We start from the raw sequence: 19,938 nt of genomic DNA on the forward strand, positions 1-19,938 counted from the left end.
GGAGACCGAGCATGACAGCGCCAACCCCCGACACCACCGAGGCGGCGGTCCTGCGGATCTGGGCCGGCCTCGGGCTGCCCGCCACGTCGGTCGACGACGACTTCTTCGTCCTCGGCGGCCAGTCGCTGACCCTGGTCGCGTTCCTGGCCCGCGTGCAGGAGACGATGGGCGTCGAGGTGCCCGTCGACGCGCTGTTCGAGACGGACCTGACCGTCGCGGCGGCGGCCCGGGCGATCACCCAGGCGCAGCTCGACGGGCTCGAACCCGACGAGCTCGCCGCCGTCATGGCCGAGCTCGACGGGATGTCCGACGCGCAGATCGCGGCGCTGCTGGCCCAGGCCGAGTAGATGGCTGCCCTGACCGTCCTGCTGGCGCAGAACATGCGGTACCTGCCCAGCCACGGCGGCGCCAACCGGTCCAACCGGATCCTGCTCGAAGCGCTCGCCGCCCGCGGGCACCGCTGCGTCGCGGTGACCCCGCTGCACGCCACCGAACACCGCCTCACCGTCGAGGACCTCCTCGCCGACCTCGCCGGGCGCGGCGTCAGCGACGCCCGGCAGACCGGCGACACGGTCGTCTACACGTTCCGCGGGGTCACCGTCCACGCCGTCACCGCGCCGTCCCGGCTCGCCGCGCAGGTGCTCGCGGTCGCCGCCGCCGAACGGCCCGACCGGACCCTGGTCCCGTCCGACGACCCGGGGCTGCTGATGCTCGGCACCGCCCTGCGCGCCACCCCCGGCCGGGTCGTGTACCTGGTGCACACGCTGCAGCAGCTGCCGTTCGGCCCGCGTGCCTTCTACCCGAACGATTCCGGGCTGCGGCTGGTCCGCCGGGCCGCCGGGGTCGTCGCCGTCAGCGGCGCCGCCCGCGACTACGTCCGCGCGTACGGCGAGCTCGACCCCACGCTGATCCACCCGCCGGTGTACGGCCCGGGACCGTGGCCCGCCAGCACCGGCGACGCGGTCACCATGGTGAACCCGTGCGGATTCAAAGGACTGCCGGTCCTGCTCGGGCTCGCCGACGCCTGCCCGCAGGTGCCGTTCCTGGCCGTGCCCACGTGGGGCACCACCGCCGGGGACCGCGCCGACCTCGCCCGCCGGCCGAACATCACGATCGTGCCGCCCGCCGACGACCTCGCCGCCGTCTACGCCCGCAGCCGGGCCCTGCTCATGCCGTCGCTGTGGGACGAGACGTTCGGCTACACCGCCGTCGAGGCGATGCTGCACGGCGTGCCCGTCCTCGCCGCCGACGTCGGCGGTCTCGGCGAGGCCAAGCTCGGCGTGCCCTACCTGCTGCCGGTCACGCCGATCCGCCGGTACCTGCCGCAGCGGCCGGACGCACCGTACCCCGAACCCGAGCTGCCGCCGCAGGACCTCGGCCCGTGGCTGGCCGCACTGTGGCGCCTGCTGACCGACCCCGCGCACCACGCCGCGGTCGCCGCGGCCGGGCGGGCGGCGGCGGGCGCGTTCACCGGCGGCCTCGACCCGGGCACGTTCGAGCGGTACCTCACGGACCTGCCGGTCGGCGAGCCCGAACCCGTCGACCAGGCGCGGCGGCGCGCCCTGGCCGCGCTGCTCGCTCGGCGGCCCCGGTGAACGACGACGACCTGCGGCTGCTGCTGCTCATCCGGCACTTCGAGACCGCGCTGCTCGACCTGTTCGGCCGCGGGCTGCTGCACGGCACCACCCACACCTGCCTCGGCCAGGAGCCGGTCCCGGTCGCGCTGCGGCCCCTGCTGCACCCCGGCGACTTCGTGTTCAGCAACCACCGCGGCCACGGCCACTACCTCGCCCGGTTCGACGACCCGGCCGGGCTCCTCGCCGAGATCATGGGCCGGGAAGGCGCGGTCTGCGGCGGGGTCGGCGGCAGCCAGCACCTGAAACGCGGCCGGTACCTGTCCACCGGCGTGCAGGGCGAGAGCCTGCCCGTCGCCGCCGGCGCCGCCCTGCACCTCGCCCACCACGAACCCGGCGGCCTCGCCTGCGTCCACATCGGCGACGGCACCTGGGGCGAGGGCGCGGTGTACGAGGCGCTGAACATGGCGGCGCTGTGGAGGCTGCCGCTGCTGGTCGCCGTGGAGCACAACGGCATCGCGCAGAGCACCCCGACCGCGACGCAGCTCGCCGGGACGATCGCCGCCCGCGCCGACGCGTTCGGCGCCGCCTACCTGTACGTGCCCGCCGACGACGTGCCGGACATGCGGGACCTGCTCGACAAGCCCCTGACCCGGGTGCGCGACGGCGGCGGCCCGCTCGTCGTGGAGTTCGCGACCCGGCGGCTCGGCCCGCACAGCAAGGGCGACGACCCCCGCGACGCCTCGGAGCTGGCCCGGCTGCGGGCCGCGGACTGGCACACCCGGTACACCGCGACATTGGGAACGCGCTTCGCCGCCATCGACGCCGCGCAACGCGACCGGGTCGCCGCCGTCGTGCGCGACGTGTCCGGGCGGCCGCCCGTCCAGGAGCGGCGATGAACGCGCCACGGCGGGTCGGTGACGCGCTCAACGCCGCCCTCGGCACGCTCCTGGCCGAGGACCCGGCGCTGTACCTGCTCGGTGAGGACATCGCCGACCCCTACGGCGGCGCGTTCGGCATCACCCGCGGCCTGTCGACCCGCTTCCCGCGGCAGGTCATCACGACCCCGATCAGCGAGGCCGGCATCGTCGGCGTCGCCAACGGCCTCGCCCTCGCCGGCGACAAGGTCATCGTCGAGATGATGTTCGCCGACTTCGTCGCGCTCGCCTTCGACCAGATCGTCAACTTCGCCGCCAAGTCCACCACGATGTACGGCCATCCCGTGCCGATGCCCGTCGTGGTGCGCTGCCCGACCGGCGGCAACCGCGGCTACGGCCCCACCCACAGCCAGAGCCCGCAGAAACACTTCATCGGCGTGCCCGGCCTCGACGTGTACGAACTGACCCCGTACCACGACCCGGCCGACCTGCTGCGGGAGATGCTGGGCAGCGGCCGGCCGGCGCTGCTGTTCGAGGACAAGACGCTCTACACCGCGCCGCTGCGCGACGCACTCGAACTGTTTCCAGCCGCCCCACCGCAAGCGGCGGGTCCCGCGCGGGGGGTTCCCACCCCGCAGACCCCCCATGCGCCGCTGCGCGACGCACTCGAACTGTTTCCAGCCGCCCCACCGCAAGCGGCGGGTCCCGCGCGGGGGGTTCCCACCCCGCGGACCCCCCATGCGCCGCTCCGCGACGCACTCGAACTGTTTCCAGCCGCCCCACCGCAAGCGGCGGGTCCCGCGCGGGGGGTTCCCACCCCGCGGACCCCCCATGCGCCGCTGCGCGACGCACTCGAACTGTTCGCCGTCACGCACACCGGTGGGTTCGCGGCCGTCCGCGTCGACGACGACACCCCTGCCGATGACTACCTGCTCGTCACCCCCGGCGGGCCGGCCGGCAGGGCCACCGCCGCGATGCGCACGCTGCTGCTGCGGTACGAGCTGAGCGGCCGCCTGCTCGTCCCCGCCCGGCTGCACCCCCTCGACATCGAACCGCTGCTGCCCCTCGCGGCGGCGGCACGGCGGGTCCTGGTCGTGGAGGACGGCCCGCCGGGCGCGGCGTGGGGCACCGAGGTCGCCTACCGGCTGCAGCAGGCGCTGTGGGGCACCCCGTCAGGGCCCGTACGACTGGTGCAGGCCGCCGACGCCGTGATCCCGACCGCCGCGCACCTGGAACGCGGCGTGCTCGTGCAGCAGGACACCATCGTGCGGGCCGTGCTGGAGGCAGACCCATGGCCGCTCCGGAGCGCAGCGGAGGCGACGGCATGACCGAGATCCTGGTCCCGAAGCTCAACGCCAACGACACCACCTACACGCTCGTCGAGTGGATCGTCCCGTCGGGCGCGACGGTGCGCTCGGGCGACCCGGTCGCGACGGTGGAGACGTCGAAGGCCGCGGAGGAGTTGCCGAGCCCCGCGGACGGGGTGCTGCACCACGCGGTGCCGGTCGGCGCCGAATGCGGGCCGGGGACGGTGCTGGGGCGGCTGTCCGGGTCGGAGGCGGAGCGGGACCGGCTCCTGGCGCCCGATCCCGGTGCCGGCGACGGCGGGCCGGTCATCACGGAGCCCGCGCTGCGGGCGATGGCGGACCGGGGCATCCCGATGGCCGCCGTGCGGGCCCTCGGGCGGAAGGTCGTCCGGGTCGCGGACCTGGCCGCGCTCACGGCCGCTCCGCCCCGGACCCGGTCCGTTCGGACCCGGACGTCCCCGGCGCCGCCTGCTCGGGGCCGGACGTCCTGCCACCGGGGCGGCGCCTCGAGCTGCCCGCGGGGCAGCGGGCGGTCGGTGCCGTCGTCGCCGAGTCGCACCGCACCGTGCCGGCCGCGTTCGTCGCCGTGAAGGTCCCGCTCGACGTGGCGATCGGTCACGCGCAGGCGCTGACCCGGGAGTACCGCCGCCTCGTCGGCGTCCCGGAACTGCTCATCGCCGCCATCGGCACGCTGCTGGGCACCCATCCGCTGTGCTTCGCCCACCTCGTCGAGCCCGGGGTCGTGCACGTCCCCGACAGCGCCGACGTCGGCGTCACCATCGACGTGGGCAAGGGCCTGCACGTGCCGGTCCTGCGGGCCGTGCAGGCCACCCCGGTCCGCGACCTCGCCGCCCGGCTGATGGCCCACCGGATGACCGCGCTGCGCGGCGCCTTCCGCGCCGGCGACCTCACCGGCGCGAACATCCTGCTCGCCCTGCACACCGACGACGACATCACCCACGCCGTCCCCGTCATCCTGCCCGGCACGTCCTGCGCCGTGTCCCTCGCCGGCCGCCAGACCGAGGTCTTCCTCGACCCCGCCGGCGCGCCCGCCCAGCGCACCGTCGTGCAGCTCGGTCTCGCCTACGACCACCGAGTCCTCAACGGCCGCGACGCGGTCGCCTTCCTCCGCGACCTCGGCAACCTCCTGCTGCAACCAGCCGACGGGTGATGTTGCCCGGCGTTCCTCAGATACGGCGGCCGGTTGCCGATCTGCTCGTCGGGCCCGGACCGGAGGCGAGGCGAGGCGTATGTACGGCTTGGTCAACCAGGGCGTCCAGGATCTGGTGGTCGAGCTGGGCGGTGAGGCCCTGTGGGCCGACATCAAACAGCGGGCCGGGGTCGAGTTCGAGGCGTTCGTCGGCATGGACGTCTACCCCGACGACATCACCGGGCGCCTGGTGCTCGCGGCGAGCGCGACGCTCGGCCTGACCCCCGAGGAGGTGCTCCGCGCGTTCGGCAAGCACTGGATCCTCTACACCGGGCGCAAGGGGTACGGCGCGGTGTTCGAGACCATGGGGCGGACCCTGCCGGAGTTCCTCGGCAACCTCGACGCCATGCACGCGCGGCTCAGCCTGAGCATGCCGCACCTGGAGCCGCCGTCGTTCGTGTGCGAACAGACCGGGCCGGGGCAGCTGCGCCTGGAGTACTGGTCGCACCGGGCCGGACTGGCGCCGATGGTCGTCGGGCTGGTCGAAGGGCTCGGCGAGCTGTTCACTCTCGACGTCCACGTCAAGCACACGGTCACCAAGGGCGACCGCGCCGAGCACGACGAGTTCCTGATCGAGTCCGAACCGGCCAGGGAGCTCACGGACGCACGATGACATCCGAGCTCGCGCAGGCGCGGGCGGAGCCCGGATGGACGCTGCGCCGGCCGCTGTTCGCGGCGGCGTTCCCGTTCCATCTCGTGCTCGACCGGGACCTGCGCATCCTGCAGGCGGGGCCGTCCCTGCACCGGCTCTGCCCCGGCATCCGGCCCGGCGCGCCGCTCGGCAGCCTGTTCACCGTCACCACGCCGCGTTCGGCGTCGACGTTCGAGGCGATGGCCGGCCGGGCACGGTCGATCTTCCTGCTGCGCGGCACCACCGACCGCAGCGTGACCCTGCGCGGGCAGATGCTGCACGACGCCGCCGACGGGGTGCTGTTCTTCGTCGGCTCGCCGTGGGTGACGGACACGGCCGCGCTCGGCGGGCTGGGCCTGACCCTCGACGACTTCGCCGTGTCCGACGCCGTCGTCGACTACGCGCTGCTGCTGCAGAACCAGGCGGCCTCCCTCGCGACCGCGCGTGACCTGGCGGCCCGGCTCCAGGCGTCCACGGTGGAACTCACCCATCAGGCGTTCCACGACGCGCTCACCGGGCTGCCCAACCGCAACCGGTTCACCGAGAGCATCCACGCGGCGCTGGCGCCCGGCCACGACCCGGACTGCGACCACTTCTCGGTGCTCATGCTGGACCTGGACGGCTTCAAGGCCGTCAACGACAGCTACGGCCACTCCGCCGGCGACGAGCTGCTGCGCATCGTCGCCGAGCGGCTACGGCACGTCACCCGCCCGGGCGACGTCGTCGCCAGGCTCGGCGGCGACGAGTTCGCCATCCTCGTCGTGCCCGGCGGCAGAGCCGCCGACACGGTCGGCGGCTCTGCCGCCGGCGGCGGACCGGACGCCGGCGGGTGGCGGCACTGCGTCGCCGCCGACGTCGCCGACCGCGCGATGACGGTCCTGCGGGAGCCGGTGTGCCTGCCGGTCCCCGCCGACGTGACGATCCAGATCGCGGCGAGCGTCGGCATCGCCGAATGCGGCGGCGCGGGCACTGCCGACGACATCATGCGCAACGCCGACCTGGCCATGTACGTGGCGAAGGGCGCCGGCAAGGACCGGCGGCGGCGGTTCGAACCCGCGATGCACTCGGTCGCGCTGGCCCGCATCGAGCTGGCGGCCGCGCTGCGGGCGGCCGTCGCCGGCGAGCAGATGCTGCTGCACTACCAGCCGATCGTCGACACCCGCACCGGGCAGATCACCGGCGTGGAGGCGCTGCTGCGCTGGCCGCATCCGCAGCGGGGTTTCGTGCCACCGGACGAGTTCATCGCCGTGGCCGAGTCGATCGGGCTCATCGAGGAGCTCGGGGACTGGGTCCTGCGCACCGCGTGCGCCCAGGTGAGCCGATGGGGGCGGCTCACGCTCGCGGTGAACGTCTCGCCGCTGCAGCTGGGTCCCGCGCTGCCGCGGCAGGTGCACGCCGCCCTGACCGCGGCCGGTCGCACCCGACCGGCTGACCCTGGAGATCACCGAGACCCTTCTGGCCGGCGAGGACCGGCAGGTGCTCGCCGGCCTGCGGGAGATCGCCGCCACCGGTGTCAGGCTCTCCGTCGACGACTTCGGCACCGGCCACTCCTCGCTGAGCCGCCTGCACACCTTCCCCATCCACGAACTGAAGATCGACAAGTCGTTCGTGATGTCGCTGGCGACCGGCGAGCCGAACGGCGGCCTCGTCGCGGGCATCATCGCCCTGGCGCACGGCATCAACCTCGAGGTGGTGGCGGAGGGCGTGGAGAGCGCCGAGGCGTACCGGCAGCTGCAGCACCTCGGCTGTGAACGCGCCCAGGGGTACCACCTGGGGCGGCCCGTCCCGCCGGAGGACATCGACGTGCTCGTGCGCCAGCGACCGACCCACCGGGCGGCCGGCGACCCGGGACCCTGATCAGGTGGTCGCTATCGACAGCACCTGCCGGTCGGGGGCGACCGACGCCGAACCGGTCGTGACCCGCCACCGCTGGTCCGGCAGCAGCCCCTGCATGAGGCTGCCGCCGCGGATCGTGTGACCGGCGACCAGGTCCTCGGCGACCGCGGTCAGGTAACCGGCCATGTGCTCCTCCGGCAGCCCGCTGAACACGCACTCCAGGTCGGGCAGCCCGAGCGGGGCCATGCCGAGGGTGTCCATCAGCAGCAGGCCGGGGCTGCCGGCGACGTTGTACAGCCGCACGTTGACCAGCCCCGCCAGCGGGCGCACCGCCAGCGCCGCGGGCGGGGTGGCGACGCCGCCCGCCGGCCACCAGATCCCGGCGGGCACCGGGCCCTCAGCGAGACCCCGGACGGCCGAGATGAACGCCCGCACCCGGTTCGCGGGGGCGAACGACGTACCAAAGACCTCCGTGACCGTCACGGTGTGCCGCACCGCCGCCATCGTCGCGGCAGCGTCCGGCCACTCCCAGGTCTGGGTGAGGTCCCTGCGGCCGCCGGCGTCGCCCGGCTGCGGCACCGACCGCCCGACCGACACGAGCAGGCGGATACCGGTGTCCGTGCTCAGCTCGGGGAACCCGACCATCAGCCCGCCGCCGCGGCCGGTGCCGTCCACGAGCTCGACCGACGGCCAGTACCGTCGGATCCCGGCCAGGACGTCTGCCGGACGCGGTCTCACCGCGTCGACGTAGCAGAGCTCCGCCGCAAGTCCAGCGCTCATCGGGTCCTTCGGCTCGTCGGGTGCCTCGCATCTTGCCATGACCGGGCACCGCTGCCGATCCGCAATCCGGTGGCGAATCCCGGGCGGGTCAGATGATGATGGCCCGGTGATGGCCGATCCCGACACCCTTGTCGTCGCCGCCGTGCAGCCGGCCTCGGCGCCCGCCCGCCAGGCACTGCGCGACTACTACCACGACATCGGCGGGCGATACTACGACCGCCCGATGACCGAGGCAGAGATCGACGACATCCTCACCGAGGACGCCGACGAGGACCTGCAGCCGCCGACCGGCTGGTTCTGGGTCGCGACCCTCGGCGACCGGCTCGCCGGCTGCATCGGCCTGCGCTACGTCACCGAGGACGGCGCCCGCGTCGGCGAGCTGACCCGCGTGTACGTCGCCGGCACCGCCCGCCGCCGGGGCCTCGGCGTCCGGCTGCTGACCGTCGCCGAGGAGCAGGCCCGCGCCGACGGCGTCACCTCGCTGCGCCTCGATGTGCGCACCGACCTGGTCGAGGCCCGCGCCCTGTACACCCGCCACGGCTTCCACGAGGTCCCCGCGTTCAACGACAACCCGTATGCCGGGCACTGGTTCAGGAAGACGCTGCGCTGACCCGCTCGAGGTTGCGGCGGGCCGCCTCGGTCTCGGGGTGCTGCCCGCCGTACCGCGCGGCGCACGCCTCGACGACCGCGGCCAGCTCGGTCGTGGCGTTGGTGTCGTCACCCTGCAGCAGCATCACCCGCGCGATCCCGTTGCGGGCGGCCACATGCCACGGGTCCAGAGGGTCGCTCAGCTCGGCGGCCCGTTCGTAGGCACGGTAGGCCGCCATCAGGTCCCGCTGCTCGCGCAGCACCATGGCGAGGTCGTTCAGCGCCGCCGGGGTCGCCCCGGCCTGCTCGTACAGCGCCCGGGCGCCGGCCAGGTCCCCGGCGGCGAGCCGGGCCGTTGCCGGGTCGTCCGGCGCCGCCTGCCGCCGGGCGATGCGCGTGTCGGGGTGCTCGCCGCCGAAGAGCCGCTCGTACAGCTCGGCGACCTGCTCGTGCGGCGGGTCCGTTGCTGTCCTCGTCGCACCGTTCAGCGCGGCAACCGTCTCCGGATGGGCGTCGCCGAGCAGCCGTCGGCACCGGGCCAGGGTGTCCTGGTAGCGCTCGGCCGCCGCGGCCCGCTCGCCGTGCGTCAGCAGCGCCGCCGCGAGACCGTTCGCGGCGGCCAGGGCCGGCAGGGCGTCGTCGCCGTGCTCGTCTCGGCCGAGCTGGTAGGCGCTCTGCCACACGGCGACCGCCTGCCCGGTGGCGCCCTGCGCGAGGTGGACGGCGGCGAGGCCCTGCATGAGCTCCGCGGTGAGGTCGTCGCCCGCGCCGAGTGCCTCCTCGAACCGCGCCGCGGCGCCGGCCAGGTCACCGGCCTCGACCCGGTCCAGCGCGTCGATGTACAGGTCGTGCACGGCGTCCGCCGCGCGCTGCCGGGCCCGGGTGGTGCGGACGTCCCGCCACGTCAGCCAGCCGACCCCGGCGGCGAGCACCGCCACGACGGCGAGCACCCACGGCCCGAGGCCGTCGACGAGCCCGGCGACGATGCACGCGAGGGGGCAGCCGGCGACGAGGACCGCCAGCGCGGTCACGATGCCGTCGCGGGTCTTCCCCATCGCCACATCATCGCCACCGGCGCCGGGCCGGACCGGCAATGCGTCGCGTATCCGCCACGCCGTGCGCTGGTCCTCGGATCGGGATGCTCACACGGTGCAGGACCGGAACAGCTCCAGCAGGTCCTGCGCCGGCCGGCTCTCGGTGTCGAACCCGGACAGGTCCGACCCCCGCGCGCCGGTGGTGATCGGCACCAGCAGGACGTTGCTGCACTCGAAGCAGAACGCGGCCTCCGCCAGCACCTGCGATCCGCGGCGCAGCCGGATGCCGTACCGCGGCACGAAGCAGCGCGCCATCTCCGCCCTGGGCAGCGCGGCGACCAGGCCGATCACCGTGGCGACGCGCTCACCCTCCCACGTGCCGATGACCTCACCCGGGACAGCGCTCCACGCGTGCCAGTTCGGGAACCCCTTGAGATCGACCGCGATGACGTCGATCCCGTCCGCCTGCTCCGCACCCGCGATGATCAGCATGCCGCCATCCTCACACGAGCGGTGATCTCCGCGGGTGCCCGCCGGCGGCGGTCAGGCCGCCTGGATGACGGCGCTGACGAAGGTGTCCGCGGTGACGGTGCCGGGGCGGTCGCTGACCTGGCCGTCGCCGAGCTCGATGACCCGCCACACGCCGTCGGTGCGCAGGGCGAGGTCGACCGTCACGAACGGCAGGCGCAGCGCGGCGACGAGCGGCTCGACGGCGGACAGGTCGACGCCGGCGGGCGGGGCGTCGTGCGGGGTGTCCGGATGCGGGCCGCGACGCCCAACCCAGCCGCGCGGGCGGCGTCGGCCTCCGCGGCGAAGTGCTCGTCGGGACGGCGCGGGCGCAGCGGGTCGGCCGGTACCAGCAGCATCACCGGGACATCGTGCCACCGCGCGAAATTCCACGCCCGCGGTGCCGGGCATTGATTACGGTACGTGGATGATCGCGCTGGAGTTCACGAGCGACGCGGCGCGGTTCCTCGCCGCCGCCGGTGACCACCTGGCCGCCGACCCGGTCCTGAACACGGTCGTGACCGCGAACGCACACCGGCCGCGGTCCTGGCCGGCCGACGGGCCGCCGCGGCACTTCTGGTGGCTGGTCGTCCGCGACGGGTCCGGGGCCGTCGTCGGGGCGGGGATGCGCACCGCGCCGGACCCGCCGTATGCGCTGTACCTGCTGCCGATGCCCGGCGACGCGGCCGTCGAGCTGGCCCGCACCCTGCACCGGCGGGGCGAGGAGACCCTGGAGGTCAACGGGGCGCTGCCCGCCGTGCAGCGGTGCGCCGCCGAGCTGGCCCGGCTCACCGGCGGCCGGGCCGAGCCCAGGATCCACACCCGGCTGCACGAGCTCGGCGAGGTCACGCCGCCGGCACCGGTGCCGGGTCGCCTGGCGGCCGTGACCGAGGAGGACATCGACCTGGTCCTGCGGTGGGTCGCGGCGTTCATGGGCGACGCCGACGAGCAGGCCGGCCGCGTGCGCGGCACCGGTGTGCACGCCAGGCCCGACCGTTCCGAGCTGCTGCGCCGCATCCGCGAGGGGCAGCTCTGGTTCTGGCTCGACGGCGCCGGCCGGCCGGTGAGCCTGACGGGGGCGACGCCGGCGGTGTACGGGGTGGCCCGCATCGCCCCGGTGTACACGCCGCCGGAGCAGCGGGGGCGCGGCTGGGCCAGCAACGCCGTCGCCGAGGTCTCCCGCCGGTTGCAGTCCGGCGGCGCCCGGGTGTGCCTGTTCACCGACCAGGCCAACCCGACCTCGAACAAGATCTACGCCGCCCTCGGCTACCGGCCCGTCGTCGACACGGCCAACTACATGATCGTCAGGGACGCCTGAGGCGGCATCGAGGCGGCGTGATACGTCGGACGGTGAGCGGTCCGCGACCGGACCGACGTCGTGCACTGCGCCTCTGCGACGCTGGACGGATGACGCTGCCATCGCCCCGGCCGACCCGTGCAGAGCTCGAACGCTGCTTCGTGGCGCTGCTGGACGGCAGCCGCTCACGCGAGGACGTCGGGCGGTGGGCAGCGGCCTGGCAGACCGGCGGCAGCGCGGAGTCCGCCCAGGACCAGGTCGTTGGCCGGCACTCAACATGCTGCACGGCGTCGAGCTGCGCATCGTCCCGGACGGGCCGTACCTGCACGCCGACGATCAGGTCCGCCAGTGGCTGGCGGCGTTCCGGCAGGTGTGCGCCACGAACCCGGAGCGCCCGTCCTGGAGCAGGCCTTACCATGGGCCGGGTGTTCCTTCTTGAGCTCGCCTTCGACGGCAGCCCCGACCGGCTCGCGCTGCGTCCCGCGCACCGCGAGCGGCTGCAGGCCCTCCACGCGGCCGGCCGGGTGATCCTGGCCGGGCCGTATTCCGACGAGACCGGCGCCCTGCTGGTCTTCGACGTGACCGCGGAGGAGTTCGACGCCGTCATCGACGACGACCCGTACTACCGGGCGCCGGGCGTGAGCATCGTGCGGCGGCAGGAGTGGACCCCGATCTTCCGCTGAGCAGGCCCAGCGGCCTCACCGCCGGGCCGGAAGGCCGAAGGACGCGAACAGGTCGCCGCGGTGGAAGTCCATCACCGCGGCGACGCCCGCCTCCGTCAGCGTCAGCACCTGGATCGAGTGCGCGTGGAACACGCCGTCGCGGCCGCGGACGTACCACGCGAACGCCGGCTGCCCGTTCGCGCCGGTCTCCACCATGATGCGGGCGCCCTCCTCCAGCACCATCTTCGCCCGCAGCAGGCGCAGCACGTCGTCCCGGCCGGCGAACCAGGTCGGGATCGGCGGCATCTCCCAGCGGGTGTCCTGGGTCAGCAGCCCTTCCAGGGCGGCGAGGTCCGCCGTCTCGAAGGCCTTGGCGTACTGGTCGAGCAGCGCCCGGCGCACCGGCTCGTCCGGCTCGCTGAGCTGGTCCTCGGCGGGCGAGAGCCTGGTCAGCTCGGCGCGGGCCCGCTGCAGTGCGCTGTTGACCGCCGCGGGCGTCGTGTCGAGCAGCCCGGCCACCTCGGACGCCTGCCAGGCCAGGACGTCGCGCAGGATCAGCACGGCGCGCTGCCGCGGCGGCAGGTGCTGCAGCGCCGCGACCATCGCCAGGCGCAGGCTCTGCCGGGCCCCGACGACCTGCGCAGGGTCGGCGCTGATCACCAGGTCCGGCAGCGGCTCCAGCCAGCGCAGCTCCGGGTCGCGCGGCTGCAGGTCGTCCGGGTCGGTGCCGGGAGCGCCCAGCGCCGACGGCACCGTCCGGCGGCTGCTGTGCTGCAGGGCGTTCAGGCAGACCCGGGTCGCGATGCGGTACAGCCAGGTCCTGACCGACGAGCGGTGCTCGAACTCCGCGAAGCCGCGCCACGCCCGCAGGTAGGTGTCCTGTACCGCATCCTCGGCGTCGTGCAGCGACCCGAGCATCCGGTAGCAGTGCGCGACCAGCTCGCCGCGGTGCAGCGCGAACTCGTCCTCCAGGTTCATCCGACCTCCTGGGCGACCGGCTCCCGCTGCGCCGCCTCCCGTCGCACCGCGATGCCCAGTCCCGCGAGTGCTCCAAGCAGCGACAGTACGCCCCCGGCCAGCAGCGCACGGCTGCATCCGGCGGCGAACGCGGCATATCCGCCCGCCGCGGTGAACACCGCGGACAGCACCGCGACGCCGACGACACCGCCGAGCTGCCGCATCATGCTGTAGATGCCGGAGGCGATGCCGACCGCCTGCGGCGGCAGCGCGCCGACGGCGGCGCTCTGCGTCGCCGGCATCGCCATCGACACGCCGCAGCCGGCGATGACCAGCGGCGCGACCAGCTCCGCGTAGTGGACGGTGCCGGCGTCGGTGCGGCTGATCCAGAACATGCCGGCGGCCTGCAGGGTCAGCCCGGTCACCACCAGCGGGCGTTCGCCGATGCGGTCCACCAGGCGGCCGGCGATCGGTGCCACCAGGAACAGCGTCGCCGTCCACGGCAGCAGCCGCAGCCCCGCCAGCAGCGGGCCGGAGCCGAACGCCACCTGCATGAACTGCGCGAGGAAGAACACGGCGCCGAAGAGCGCCGCGGTCAGCAGGAAGCCGGCGGCGTTGCCGGCGGAGAACGCCCGCGAGCGGAAGAACGCCGGCGGCACCATCGGCTGCGGCGCGCGCCGCTGCCAGGCCAGGAAACCCAGCATCAGCAGGCCGCCGAACGCGAACGAGCCGATCACCTCCCGGCTCCCCCAGCCGGCGCCGGCGCCGCGGACGACGCCCCAGACGATGCCGAGGACGGCGAGGGTGCTCAGCACCGCCCCCGCCGGGTCGAGCCGCCGGACCGGCCCGGTGCTCTCCGGGATGCGCCGCAGGACGAGCGGGATCGCCACGGCACAGACCGGCACGTTGATCCAGAAGATCCACTGCCAGGCGAGCCCCTCGGTCACGGCGCCGCCGATCATCGGGCCGCTGAGCACGGCCAGGCCGGTCAGGCCGCTGAAGACGCCGATGGCCCAGCCGCGGCGCTCGGGCGGGAACGCCGCACCGAGCAGACCGACGGCCAGGGGCATCACGACCGCCGCGCCGACGCCCTGGACGGTCCGGGCCGCGATGAGCGCCGCCGTCGACGTCGACAGCGCGCACCCAACCGACGCGACGCAGAACAGCGCCAGGCCGGCCGCGTACGTACGCCGGCGCCCCCACCGGTCGCCGAGCGCCGCCGCGGTCAGCATCAGCATCGCGAAGCTGAGGCTGTAGGCGTTCATCGTCCATTCCAGCTGCTCGACGGAAGCGTCGAGGTCATGCCTGATGGTGGTCAGCGCCGCCGCGACCACCAGCACGTCCAGCGCCACCACCACCGAACCGATCGAGGTCAGTCCCAGCACCCACCGCTGCTCGACCGTCGTGCGTTCACTGCCGCCCACGAAGTTCCTCCATTCGCTGTCACCGGTACTGACCGCGGCGCGGGGCCGGATTCATCGCACCGATGAGTTCCGGGTTCCCGCGTGGTCGGTACCGGTGACAGCTGAGACAAACAGGAGGTCGTGATGAGCGCGGCAGTGATCCGTTACCAGGTCAGACCCGAGGCGGCCGAGGAGAACCAGCGCCTGGTCGAGGGCGTCTTCGCGGAGCTGGCGGCCGTGGCACCGCCGGGGCTGCGGTACACCTCGCTCCGGCTCGCCGACGGCGTGACGTTCGTCCACGTGGTCGACGGCGAGGGGCTGCCGGAGCTGCCCGCCTTCCAGGAGTTCCAGCGGGGCCTCGCCGGCCGGCTGGCCACCGGTCCCACCCGCGACGACGCCACCGTGGTCGGCGCCTACCCGCACTGAGTGTGGCTGCGGCGTCAGCCGCCCTTCTGCTGCGTGCCGGACGGCCGCAGCCGCAGCTCCGCGACGACGTTGCCCTTGGCTGCCTCCTCGCGACGCCCTCAGCATCCAGGACGACCCGGCCCGGCCGGATCGTTGCATCGACCGGGCGGACCATCGTGCACCGGCGGCGAATCCGTGCACTGACGGTGCCCGATGGGCGTACCCACGCGATAGCCTGACGACTCCGACGGCGTGTCCCGGTCCGGAGGTGTCGATGCCGGTCTCCGATCGTCAGTATCCGGCGGACGGCCGCGACGCGCTGATCCTGTCGGCCGTTGCGGCGGCCATCTTCCATCCACTGTCGGCCTACGGGCCCGGATGGTGGCGCGGGGCGCGGCTGCACGACATGGACCCGCCGTTCGACCTGGAGTGGCTGCACAACGCGTTCGCGTGGACGGCGCAGTATCTGGGGCCGGTGCTGTTCTGGCTGTTCGCGGCGGCGTTCGTGCTGCTGGTGATCGTGGGGGCGTTCACCGCCGGGTTCAGGACGGACTCGCCGGCGCTGCGGCGGGCGCTCGGGGTCGCCCGGACCGCGCCGGCGCTCGCGCTGCTCGCGGTCGCGGCGCTGGGCGTCGGCTGGTTCCTGCTCACCCAGGTCGCCGCGCTGATCGCGCCGTTCCTCGGCATGTACCACGGCGAAATCCACCCGGCGGTCCCGTAATCGGCTAGCTTGTGTAGCTCAACGTAATTGCATGAGCACCTGGAGTGGCTGTGTGGGCTTGGATGGCTGTGGTGACGGTGGTCGTGGCGACAGCGGTGGTGCCACCCGCGCAGCCCGTCGGGGCGGCCCCGCCGGACCGGCCGAACGTCCTGCTGCTGCTCATGGACGACGCGCGGACCGGGCAGACGTTCGTCATGCCGCGCGCTCTGGCCTGGCTGCGCGATCACGGCCGCACGTTCCCCAACGCGATGGTGAGCACGCCGAGCTGCTGCCCGAGCCGGGCGACGATCCTGTCCGGCCGGTACGCGCACAACCACCGCGTCACGCAGCAGGCGGCCGTCGACAGGTTCGACCACACCCGGTCCCTGCAACACGAGCTGCACGCCGCCGGGTACCGCACGGCCGCCGTCGGCAAACTCTTCAACACGTGGGACATCACCCGGCGGCCGCCGAACTTCGACGAGTGGGCGCTGACCGGCGGCGGCTACACCGGCGCGGACTTCGTCGTCGACGGGGTGGCGACCAAGGCGGCCTACTCCACCACGTTCATCGGCGGCCAGGTCAACCGCTACCTCGAGCGCTACGAGCGCGACGACGCCCGGCCGTGGTTCATCTACGCCGGCTTCACCGCCCCGCACGCGCCCCAGGTGCCGGAGCCGCGCTACGCGAACCTGAGCTACCCGTGGGAGGGCAACCCCGCCACCCGCGAGACCGACCGCAGCGACAAGCCCGCCTACGTGCGCCACTTCGGCCGTACACAGGAGCAGGGCGCAGAGGAGCGACAGGGGCAGCTGCGCACGCTGCGCTCCGTCGACGACGCCGTCGAGGGCATCCGCCGGCAGCTGGAGGCCCGCGGCGAGCTCGACAACACGCTGGTGATCCTGATGTCGGACAACGGCAAGTTCTGGGGCGAGCACGGCCTGCAGGAGAAGTTCATGCCGTACCTGCAGGCCGAGCGCGTGCCGCTGCTCATGTCGTGGCCGGGCCGCCTGGCCCGCGGCAACGACCCCCGGCTCGCGGCGAACCTCGACATCACGCCGACCGTGCTCGCCGCGGCCGGCCTGACCCCGGGCTACGAGGTCGACGGCCGCAACCTCCTCGCGCCCGGCGACCGGAGATCGCTGCTCACGGAGTACTGGCGCGACCCCGCCAACGGCGCCGGCATCCCGCCGTGGGCGTCGACCTACGTGCCGGGGCGCTACCGGTACACCGAGATCTACGACGACGCGGGCGCGGTGACCGACCGCGAGTACTACGACCTCGACCGCGACCCGTGGCAGCTGACGAACCTGCTGCGCGACGGCGACGCCGGCAACGACCCGCCGACCGGCCCCCTCGCCGCCACGCTCACCCGGCAGCGGACCTGCGCGGGCCACGGCTGCCCGTGACCCGCGCGGGCCGGGCTCATCTGCTGGCGGCCGGGGTCCTGCTGGTGCCGGGCACGCCGCGGGGCGCCTTGCGCGCGACGGCCGGTAGCGGCGTGCCGGTGAGCATGGCCGCGATCGCGTTGCTGCGCGGCCGATCCGGCTCGTCGAGCAACCGCAGGCCCTCGTTTCGCAGCGGTTCGGCGTCGTACGACCGTTCGCGCCGCCGGAGGATGCCGGCGCAGTGGATGAGGGCGAGCGCCAGCCGGCTGCGTGGCACCGCGCGCCGTCCCCGCTCGACGGCGATGAGCTCCTGGGTCACGGTGAGGGCGGCCCCGGCGCGGCCGGCCTCCTCCAGGGCCACGGCCACGGCGAGGAGGTCCCACGCGGGCCCGTCGTCCAGGGCGCGGCGCCGGCGCTGCCGGGTCACGACCTCGGTGACGATGTCGGGCGAGGTCCTGGTCAGCTCCCGCGCCCACGCGAGCAGATTTGTGGTGGCCTCGGCGAGCAGGGCCTCGACCGCGTCCGCCGGCGCCGCGGCGGTGAACCCGTCCACCAGGTCACCGAGCGCCCGGGCCAGCCGGGGGCGGTAGACCTGCGGTTGCACTGTCGTCATGATGCGGTACGCCTGCACCAGTTCGTACCGTCGCGGCCGGTCCTGCAGCAGCACCACGCGCGCCCACGTCACCATGCCGGGATCGAGCAACACATACCTCCTGCGAGTTGGGAGCGACCACCGTACGACGAAGAAACCCCAGGTCAACAGGGCTGTTCACCCGAGTGATCGGCGACGATGCGTGCGGTAAGCTCTTGGCAGACGTAACTCCTTGCGCACAGCCCGTATCGTGTATCGACATGAGTCGATTCCTGTCGAGGGCGGCCGCGATCATGGCGGCCGGCGTCCTCGCGATCACGCTCAACCCCGCACCCGCCAGTGCCGCGACCGCCCCCACCGCCGTGTTCTTCCAGGAAAGCGTGTGGCCGGGCGGCTCGTCGGGTCGCATCACGGTCACCACCGGCGACGCCGCCGCCCTGCCGAACTGGCGGGTCGAGTTCGACCTGCCCGCCGGCACCGCCATCGCCCACCACTGGAACGCCGTCCTGACCCGTTCGGGCAACCACTATGTGGTCGTCGGCGCGTCGTGGAACGCGAGCCTCGCGCCGGGCGCATCCACCAGCTTCGGCTGGGTCGCCACCGGCCAAGGCACGCCGCAGGGCTGCCTGCTCAACGCCGCGCCGTGCGACGGCCGCCCACCGGCCCGCGACGTCCGGCCGCCGAGCGCACCGACCCAGCTGCGCGGGACCACCCAGGCCACCACGTTCACCCTCACCTGGACGGCCTCGACCGACAACACCGCCGTCATCGGCTACGAGATCTACAACAACACCGGCACCGCACCGATCGCGACCGTCACGACGACCAGCTACAGCATGGGCGTCCCACCGCCGATGGTCATGTCCTTCGGCGTGCGGGCCGTCGACGCCGCCGGCAACCGCTCCCCGTTCGCCGTCCTGGGCCTGGGCACGCCGCCGGACACCACCGCCCCCAGCCAGCCGACGGCCCTCACGCTGCGCGGCCCGACCGACGGATCCTGGACGGTCGGCTGGGCAGCCTCCACCGACAACCAGTTCGTCGCCGGTTACGAGGTCACCCTCAACGGCACGGTCATCAGCCTGGTCGGCAACACCACCGCCTACGTGCCCTACACCGGCTACGGCACCTACATCGTCACGGTCCGCGCCTTCGATGCCGCCGGCAACTTCTCGACCCGCGCCCAGATCGGCATCGCCGTCGACCCGCCGCCCCCGCCGCCGCCCGGCGCCTGACACCACCGCCGCCAGGGGCGTGCGACGCTCGTCCCGCGCCCCTGGCCCGACACTGCCCGGCGCTGGTCAGAAGAGCGCCGTCCGCACGAGATGGACCGCAAGGACCACGGTGCCCGCCACGGCGGAGACGGCGACCACGCCATAGATGACCGCTACCAGGACGATGGCGGTGTTCATCCGCCGCTCCCCGAGCCGTCGCACTTCCTCAGACGTACGGTCCCTGGCCATGACCCGGAGCCTAATACCGGACGGAGGCCCAGCGGCTCAACCGGGCTCGCCCATGCCGCTGACCCGTCGCTCAAGCGCGACGACCGCGTCAAGAAGACCGTGCAGGCCAAGTTCGTAGCGGTCCGCTTCCACCCGGTCGAACATCAGCTCCTCGAGCGGCACACCCACGGTCCGCTCCGGCCGCCCGGCGATCACCAGCTCGGCCAGGACGACGACTTTGAGGTCATGCAGTAGCGTCAGTTCGCTGCCCAGGGTGTTCATCGCTCCTCCGGTTCCGACTCGGAGCGTGGATGGAGGCACCGCCCACCACGCACGCGTTCCCCGCCGGCGTCGCACCGATACTCACCCGAAGGGATGAAACGGTCTCGCCTGTGGCCCCACGCGGCTCGCGTCAGCGGCGGCGGCGGCCAGAGCCTCCGCCGACACGTCGATGACCGTCTCACCGTCGGCGACGAGGCGCTGGGCGATGTGGCCGCCGATGCCGTTGCAGCCGCCCACCGCCCGGCCGGCATCCTCCGAGTCATGGAGATAGAAGCCGTTCAGACCGCCTCTAGAGAGCGCTCCCAGACGTAGGTAATCGTCGGGCGTCACTGCTCAGCGGCCCGCTATGGCGCCCTGGCCTGCGTAAGGGCCTGTATTGGTAAGCGCTCTCCCGTTCTTCGCGAGGCATTGACACCTCTCCAAGGAGGGTTCAGAGTGACCTTTGTGAGAGCGCTCTCTCACATGCGC

At 73.7% G+C, this 19,938-nt stretch carries 26 protein-coding genes and 1 pseudogene; 17 read left to right on the forward strand and 10 right to left on the reverse strand.

Going from position 1 to position 19,938, the window contains the following annotated elements:
* The first annotated feature begins 11 nt into the window (after positions 1-11).
* The 9 genes and pseudogenes from OHA72_RS49070 to OHA72_RS65240 all read left to right on the forward strand — a co-directional run bounded on the left by OHA72_RS49070 (position 12) and on the right by OHA72_RS65240 (position 7,457).
* A complete protein-coding gene (locus tag OHA72_RS49070; RefSeq protein ID WP_327002971.1) occupies positions 12-347 on the forward strand; it encodes a phosphopantetheine-binding protein in 336 nt (111 codons plus the stop codon).
* Entirely contained in the window at positions 348-1,595 is a 1,248-nt protein-coding gene (locus tag OHA72_RS49075) for a glycosyltransferase family 4 protein (protein ID WP_327002972.1), read from the forward strand.
* Complete coding sequence (locus tag OHA72_RS49080) at positions 1,592-2,473, forward strand: thiamine pyrophosphate-dependent dehydrogenase E1 component subunit alpha (RefSeq protein WP_327002973.1); 882 nt, start codon at positions 1,592-1,594, stop codon at positions 2,471-2,473. Before OHA72_RS49075 ends, OHA72_RS49080 begins: the two co-directional genes overlap by 4 nt.
* Positions 2,470-3,780, forward strand: coding sequence for an alpha-ketoacid dehydrogenase subunit beta (locus OHA72_RS49085; protein WP_327002974.1), 1,311 nt, complete (start codon positions 2,470-2,472; stop codon positions 3,778-3,780). Before OHA72_RS49080 ends, OHA72_RS49085 begins: the two co-directional genes overlap by 4 nt.
* Positions 3,777-4,349 carry a biotin/lipoyl-containing protein gene (locus OHA72_RS49090; protein WP_327002975.1) on the forward strand — a complete coding sequence of 191 codons (573 nt, stop codon included), beginning with the start codon at positions 3,777-3,779 and terminating at the stop codon, positions 4,347-4,349. The genes OHA72_RS49085 and OHA72_RS49090 overlap by 4 nt, the downstream gene beginning before the upstream one ends.
* On the forward strand, positions 4,271-4,930 hold the full coding sequence (locus tag OHA72_RS49095) for a 2-oxo acid dehydrogenase subunit E2 (protein ID WP_327011812.1): 660 nt from the start codon (positions 4,271-4,273) through the stop codon (positions 4,928-4,930). Before OHA72_RS49090 ends, OHA72_RS49095 begins: the two co-directional genes overlap by 79 nt.
* 79 nt (positions 4,931-5,009) lie before the next feature.
* Positions 5,010-5,582 (forward strand): heme NO-binding domain-containing protein, encoded by a 573-nt coding sequence (locus OHA72_RS49100; RefSeq protein WP_327002976.1) that lies wholly within the window; start codon positions 5,010-5,012, stop codon positions 5,580-5,582.
* Positions 5,579-6,943 (forward strand): annotated as a pseudogene (locus OHA72_RS49105) (putative bifunctional diguanylate cyclase/phosphodiesterase); the annotation flags it as partial. The gene OHA72_RS49100 and the pseudogene OHA72_RS49105, both read left to right, overlap by 4 nt.
* A gap of 112 nt (positions 6,944-7,055) precedes the next feature.
* Complete coding sequence (locus OHA72_RS65240) at positions 7,056-7,457, forward strand: EAL domain-containing protein (protein ID WP_442788779.1); 402 nt, start codon at positions 7,056-7,058, stop codon at positions 7,455-7,457.
* Here OHA72_RS65240 and OHA72_RS49110 read toward each other — a convergent pair whose 3' ends face one another.
* Positions 7,458-8,255: a DUF4261 domain-containing protein gene (locus tag OHA72_RS49110; RefSeq protein ID WP_327002978.1), complete on the reverse strand. Its 798-nt coding sequence runs from the start codon at positions 8,253-8,255 to the stop codon at positions 7,458-7,460.
* Positions 8,256-8,325: 70 nt separating this feature from the next.
* Here OHA72_RS49110 and OHA72_RS49115 point away from each other — a divergent pair, with 70 nt between their 5' ends.
* Positions 8,326-8,826 (forward strand): GNAT family N-acetyltransferase, encoded by a 501-nt coding sequence (locus tag OHA72_RS49115; RefSeq protein WP_327011813.1) that lies wholly within the window; start codon positions 8,326-8,328, stop codon positions 8,824-8,826.
* Here OHA72_RS49115 and OHA72_RS49120 read toward each other — a convergent pair.
* From OHA72_RS49120 to OHA72_RS49135, 4 genes are all read right to left on the reverse strand, one after another.
* Positions 8,807-9,859, reverse strand: coding sequence for a tetratricopeptide repeat protein (locus OHA72_RS49120; protein WP_327002979.1), 1,053 nt, complete (start codon positions 9,857-9,859; stop codon positions 8,807-8,809). The two genes, OHA72_RS49115 and OHA72_RS49120, sit on opposite strands and share 20 nt — an antisense overlap.
* 87 nt (positions 9,860-9,946) lie before the next feature.
* Positions 9,947-10,330 (reverse strand): hypothetical protein, encoded by a 384-nt coding sequence (locus OHA72_RS49125; protein ID WP_327002980.1) that lies wholly within the window; start codon positions 10,328-10,330, stop codon positions 9,947-9,949.
* Between the two features lie 51 nt (positions 10,331-10,381).
* Positions 10,382-10,558 (reverse strand): ATP-grasp domain-containing protein, encoded by a 177-nt coding sequence (locus OHA72_RS49130; RefSeq protein ID WP_327011814.1) that lies wholly within the window; start codon positions 10,556-10,558, stop codon positions 10,382-10,384.
* Positions 10,510-10,707 (reverse strand): hypothetical protein, encoded by a 198-nt coding sequence (locus OHA72_RS49135; protein ID WP_327011973.1) that lies wholly within the window; start codon positions 10,705-10,707, stop codon positions 10,510-10,512. The genes OHA72_RS49130 and OHA72_RS49135 overlap by 49 nt, the downstream gene beginning before the upstream one ends.
* A 65-nt stretch (positions 10,708-10,772) precedes the next feature.
* On the opposite strand from OHA72_RS49135, the gene OHA72_RS49140 reads away from it, so the two are divergent.
* The 3 genes from OHA72_RS49140 (at position 10,773) to OHA72_RS49150 (ending at position 12,325) form a co-directional block, all read left to right on the forward strand.
* Positions 10,773-11,663 (forward strand): GNAT family N-acetyltransferase, encoded by an 891-nt coding sequence (locus tag OHA72_RS49140; RefSeq protein WP_327002981.1) that lies wholly within the window; start codon positions 10,773-10,775, stop codon positions 11,661-11,663.
* A 256-nt stretch (positions 11,664-11,919) separates the two neighbouring features.
* Positions 11,920-12,081, forward strand: a complete 162-nt coding sequence (locus tag OHA72_RS49145) for a PH domain-containing protein (RefSeq protein WP_327002982.1) — start codon at positions 11,920-11,922, stop codon at positions 12,079-12,081.
* Positions 12,068-12,325 (forward strand): YciI family protein, encoded by a 258-nt coding sequence (locus tag OHA72_RS49150; protein ID WP_327002983.1) that lies wholly within the window; start codon positions 12,068-12,070, stop codon positions 12,323-12,325. Before OHA72_RS49145 ends, OHA72_RS49150 begins: the two co-directional genes overlap by 14 nt.
* A gap of 15 nt (positions 12,326-12,340) precedes the next feature.
* Here the strand turns inward: OHA72_RS49150 and OHA72_RS49155 are convergent, their stop codons facing one another.
* Together OHA72_RS49155 and OHA72_RS49160 are read right to left on the reverse strand one after the other, a co-directional pair.
* The gene (locus OHA72_RS49155; RefSeq protein ID WP_327002984.1) at positions 12,341-13,282 is read right to left on the reverse strand and encodes a sigma-70 family RNA polymerase sigma factor; all 942 of its coding nucleotides are present in this window, start codon (positions 13,280-13,282) and stop codon (positions 12,341-12,343) included.
* Positions 13,279-14,685, reverse strand: coding sequence for an MFS transporter (locus OHA72_RS49160; protein WP_327002985.1), 1,407 nt, complete (start codon positions 14,683-14,685; stop codon positions 13,279-13,281). Before OHA72_RS49160 ends, OHA72_RS49155 begins: the two co-directional genes overlap by 4 nt.
* A 123-nt stretch (positions 14,686-14,808) precedes the next feature.
* On the opposite strand from OHA72_RS49160, the gene OHA72_RS49165 reads away from it, so the two are divergent.
* The 3 genes from OHA72_RS49165 (at position 14,809) to OHA72_RS49175 (ending at position 17,178) form a co-directional block, all read left to right on the forward strand.
* The gene (locus tag OHA72_RS49165) at positions 14,809-15,090 is read left to right on the forward strand and encodes a hypothetical protein (RefSeq protein WP_327002986.1); all 282 of its coding nucleotides are present in this window, start codon (positions 14,809-14,811) and stop codon (positions 15,088-15,090) included.
* A 253-nt stretch (positions 15,091-15,343) separates the two neighbouring features.
* Complete coding sequence (locus OHA72_RS49170) at positions 15,344-15,790, forward strand: hypothetical protein (RefSeq protein ID WP_327002987.1); 447 nt, start codon at positions 15,344-15,346, stop codon at positions 15,788-15,790.
* A gap of 71 nt (positions 15,791-15,861) precedes the next feature.
* Positions 15,862-17,178 (forward strand): sulfatase family protein, encoded by a 1,317-nt coding sequence (locus OHA72_RS49175; protein ID WP_327002988.1) that lies wholly within the window; start codon positions 15,862-15,864, stop codon positions 17,176-17,178.
* A 16-nt stretch (positions 17,179-17,194) separates the two neighbouring features.
* Here OHA72_RS49175 and OHA72_RS49180 read toward each other — a convergent pair whose 3' ends face one another.
* The gene (locus OHA72_RS49180) at positions 17,195-17,863 is read right to left on the reverse strand and encodes a hypothetical protein (protein WP_327002989.1); all 669 of its coding nucleotides are present in this window, start codon (positions 17,861-17,863) and stop codon (positions 17,195-17,197) included.
* A gap of 146 nt (positions 17,864-18,009) precedes the next feature.
* Here OHA72_RS49180 and OHA72_RS49185 point away from each other — a divergent pair, with 146 nt between their 5' ends.
* The gene (locus tag OHA72_RS49185) at positions 18,010-18,981 is read left to right on the forward strand and encodes a cellulose binding domain-containing protein (protein WP_327002990.1); all 972 of its coding nucleotides are present in this window, start codon (positions 18,010-18,012) and stop codon (positions 18,979-18,981) included.
* A gap of 264 nt (positions 18,982-19,245) precedes the next feature.
* Here the strand turns inward: OHA72_RS49185 and OHA72_RS49190 are convergent, their stop codons facing one another.
* Both OHA72_RS49190 and OHA72_RS49195 read right to left on the reverse strand, forming a co-directional pair.
* The gene (locus tag OHA72_RS49190) at positions 19,246-19,470 is read right to left on the reverse strand and encodes a hypothetical protein (protein ID WP_327002991.1); all 225 of its coding nucleotides are present in this window, start codon (positions 19,468-19,470) and stop codon (positions 19,246-19,248) included.
* Positions 19,471-19,551: 81 nt separating this feature from the next.
* Entirely contained in the window at positions 19,552-19,800 is a 249-nt protein-coding gene (locus OHA72_RS49195; protein ID WP_327002992.1) for a hypothetical protein, read from the reverse strand.
* Positions 19,801-19,938 lie beyond the last annotated feature (138 nt).

Source organism: Dactylosporangium sp. NBC_01737, from assembly GCF_035963215.1.
Taxonomy (GTDB): domain Bacteria; phylum Actinomycetota; class Actinomycetes; order Mycobacteriales; family Micromonosporaceae; genus Dactylosporangium.

What these genes read in the sequence shown, in the direction of transcription:
- OHA72_RS49070 (WP_327002971.1), top strand. Translation starts at nt 12, where the DNA reads ATGACAGCGCCAACCCCCGACACCACCGAGGCGGCGGTCCTGCGGATC.
- OHA72_RS49075 (WP_327002972.1), top strand. Translation starts at nt 348, where the DNA reads ATGGCTGCCCTGACCGTCCTGCTGGCGCAGAACATGCGGTACCTGCCC.
- OHA72_RS49085 (WP_327002974.1), top strand. Translation starts at nt 2,470, where the DNA reads ATGAACGCGCCACGGCGGGTCGGTGACGCGCTCAACGCCGCCCTCGGC.
- OHA72_RS49090 (WP_327002975.1), top strand. Translation starts at nt 3,777, where the DNA reads ATGACCGAGATCCTGGTCCCGAAGCTCAACGCCAACGACACCACCTAC.
- OHA72_RS49100 (WP_327002976.1), top strand. Translation starts at nt 5,010, where the DNA reads ATGTACGGCTTGGTCAACCAGGGCGTCCAGGATCTGGTGGTCGAGCTG.
- OHA72_RS49110 (WP_327002978.1), bottom strand. Translation starts at nt 8,255, where the DNA reads ATGGCAAGATGCGAGGCACCCGACGAGCCGAAGGACCCGATGAGCGCT.
- OHA72_RS49115 (WP_327011813.1), top strand. Translation starts at nt 8,326, where the DNA reads ATGGCCGATCCCGACACCCTTGTCGTCGCCGCCGTGCAGCCGGCCTCG.
- OHA72_RS49120 (WP_327002979.1), bottom strand. Translation starts at nt 9,859, where the DNA reads ATGGGGAAGACCCGCGACGGCATCGTGACCGCGCTGGCGGTCCTCGTC.
- OHA72_RS49125 (WP_327002980.1), bottom strand. Translation starts at nt 10,330, where the DNA reads ATGCTGATCATCGCGGGTGCGGAGCAGGCGGACGGGATCGACGTCATC.
- OHA72_RS49140 (WP_327002981.1), top strand. Translation starts at nt 10,773, where the DNA reads ATGATCGCGCTGGAGTTCACGAGCGACGCGGCGCGGTTCCTCGCCGCC.
- OHA72_RS49145 (WP_327002982.1), top strand. Translation starts at nt 11,920, where the DNA reads ATGCTGCACGGCGTCGAGCTGCGCATCGTCCCGGACGGGCCGTACCTG.
- OHA72_RS49155 (WP_327002984.1), bottom strand. Translation starts at nt 13,282, where the DNA reads ATGAACCTGGAGGACGAGTTCGCGCTGCACCGCGGCGAGCTGGTCGCG.
- OHA72_RS49165 (WP_327002986.1), top strand. Translation starts at nt 14,809, where the DNA reads ATGAGCGCGGCAGTGATCCGTTACCAGGTCAGACCCGAGGCGGCCGAG.
- OHA72_RS49170 (WP_327002987.1), top strand. Translation starts at nt 15,344, where the DNA reads ATGCCGGTCTCCGATCGTCAGTATCCGGCGGACGGCCGCGACGCGCTG.
- OHA72_RS49185 (WP_327002990.1), top strand. Translation starts at nt 18,010, where the DNA reads ATGAGTCGATTCCTGTCGAGGGCGGCCGCGATCATGGCGGCCGGCGTC.
- OHA72_RS49190 (WP_327002991.1), bottom strand. Translation starts at nt 19,470, where the DNA reads ATGAACACCCTGGGCAGCGAACTGACGCTACTGCATGACCTCAAAGTC.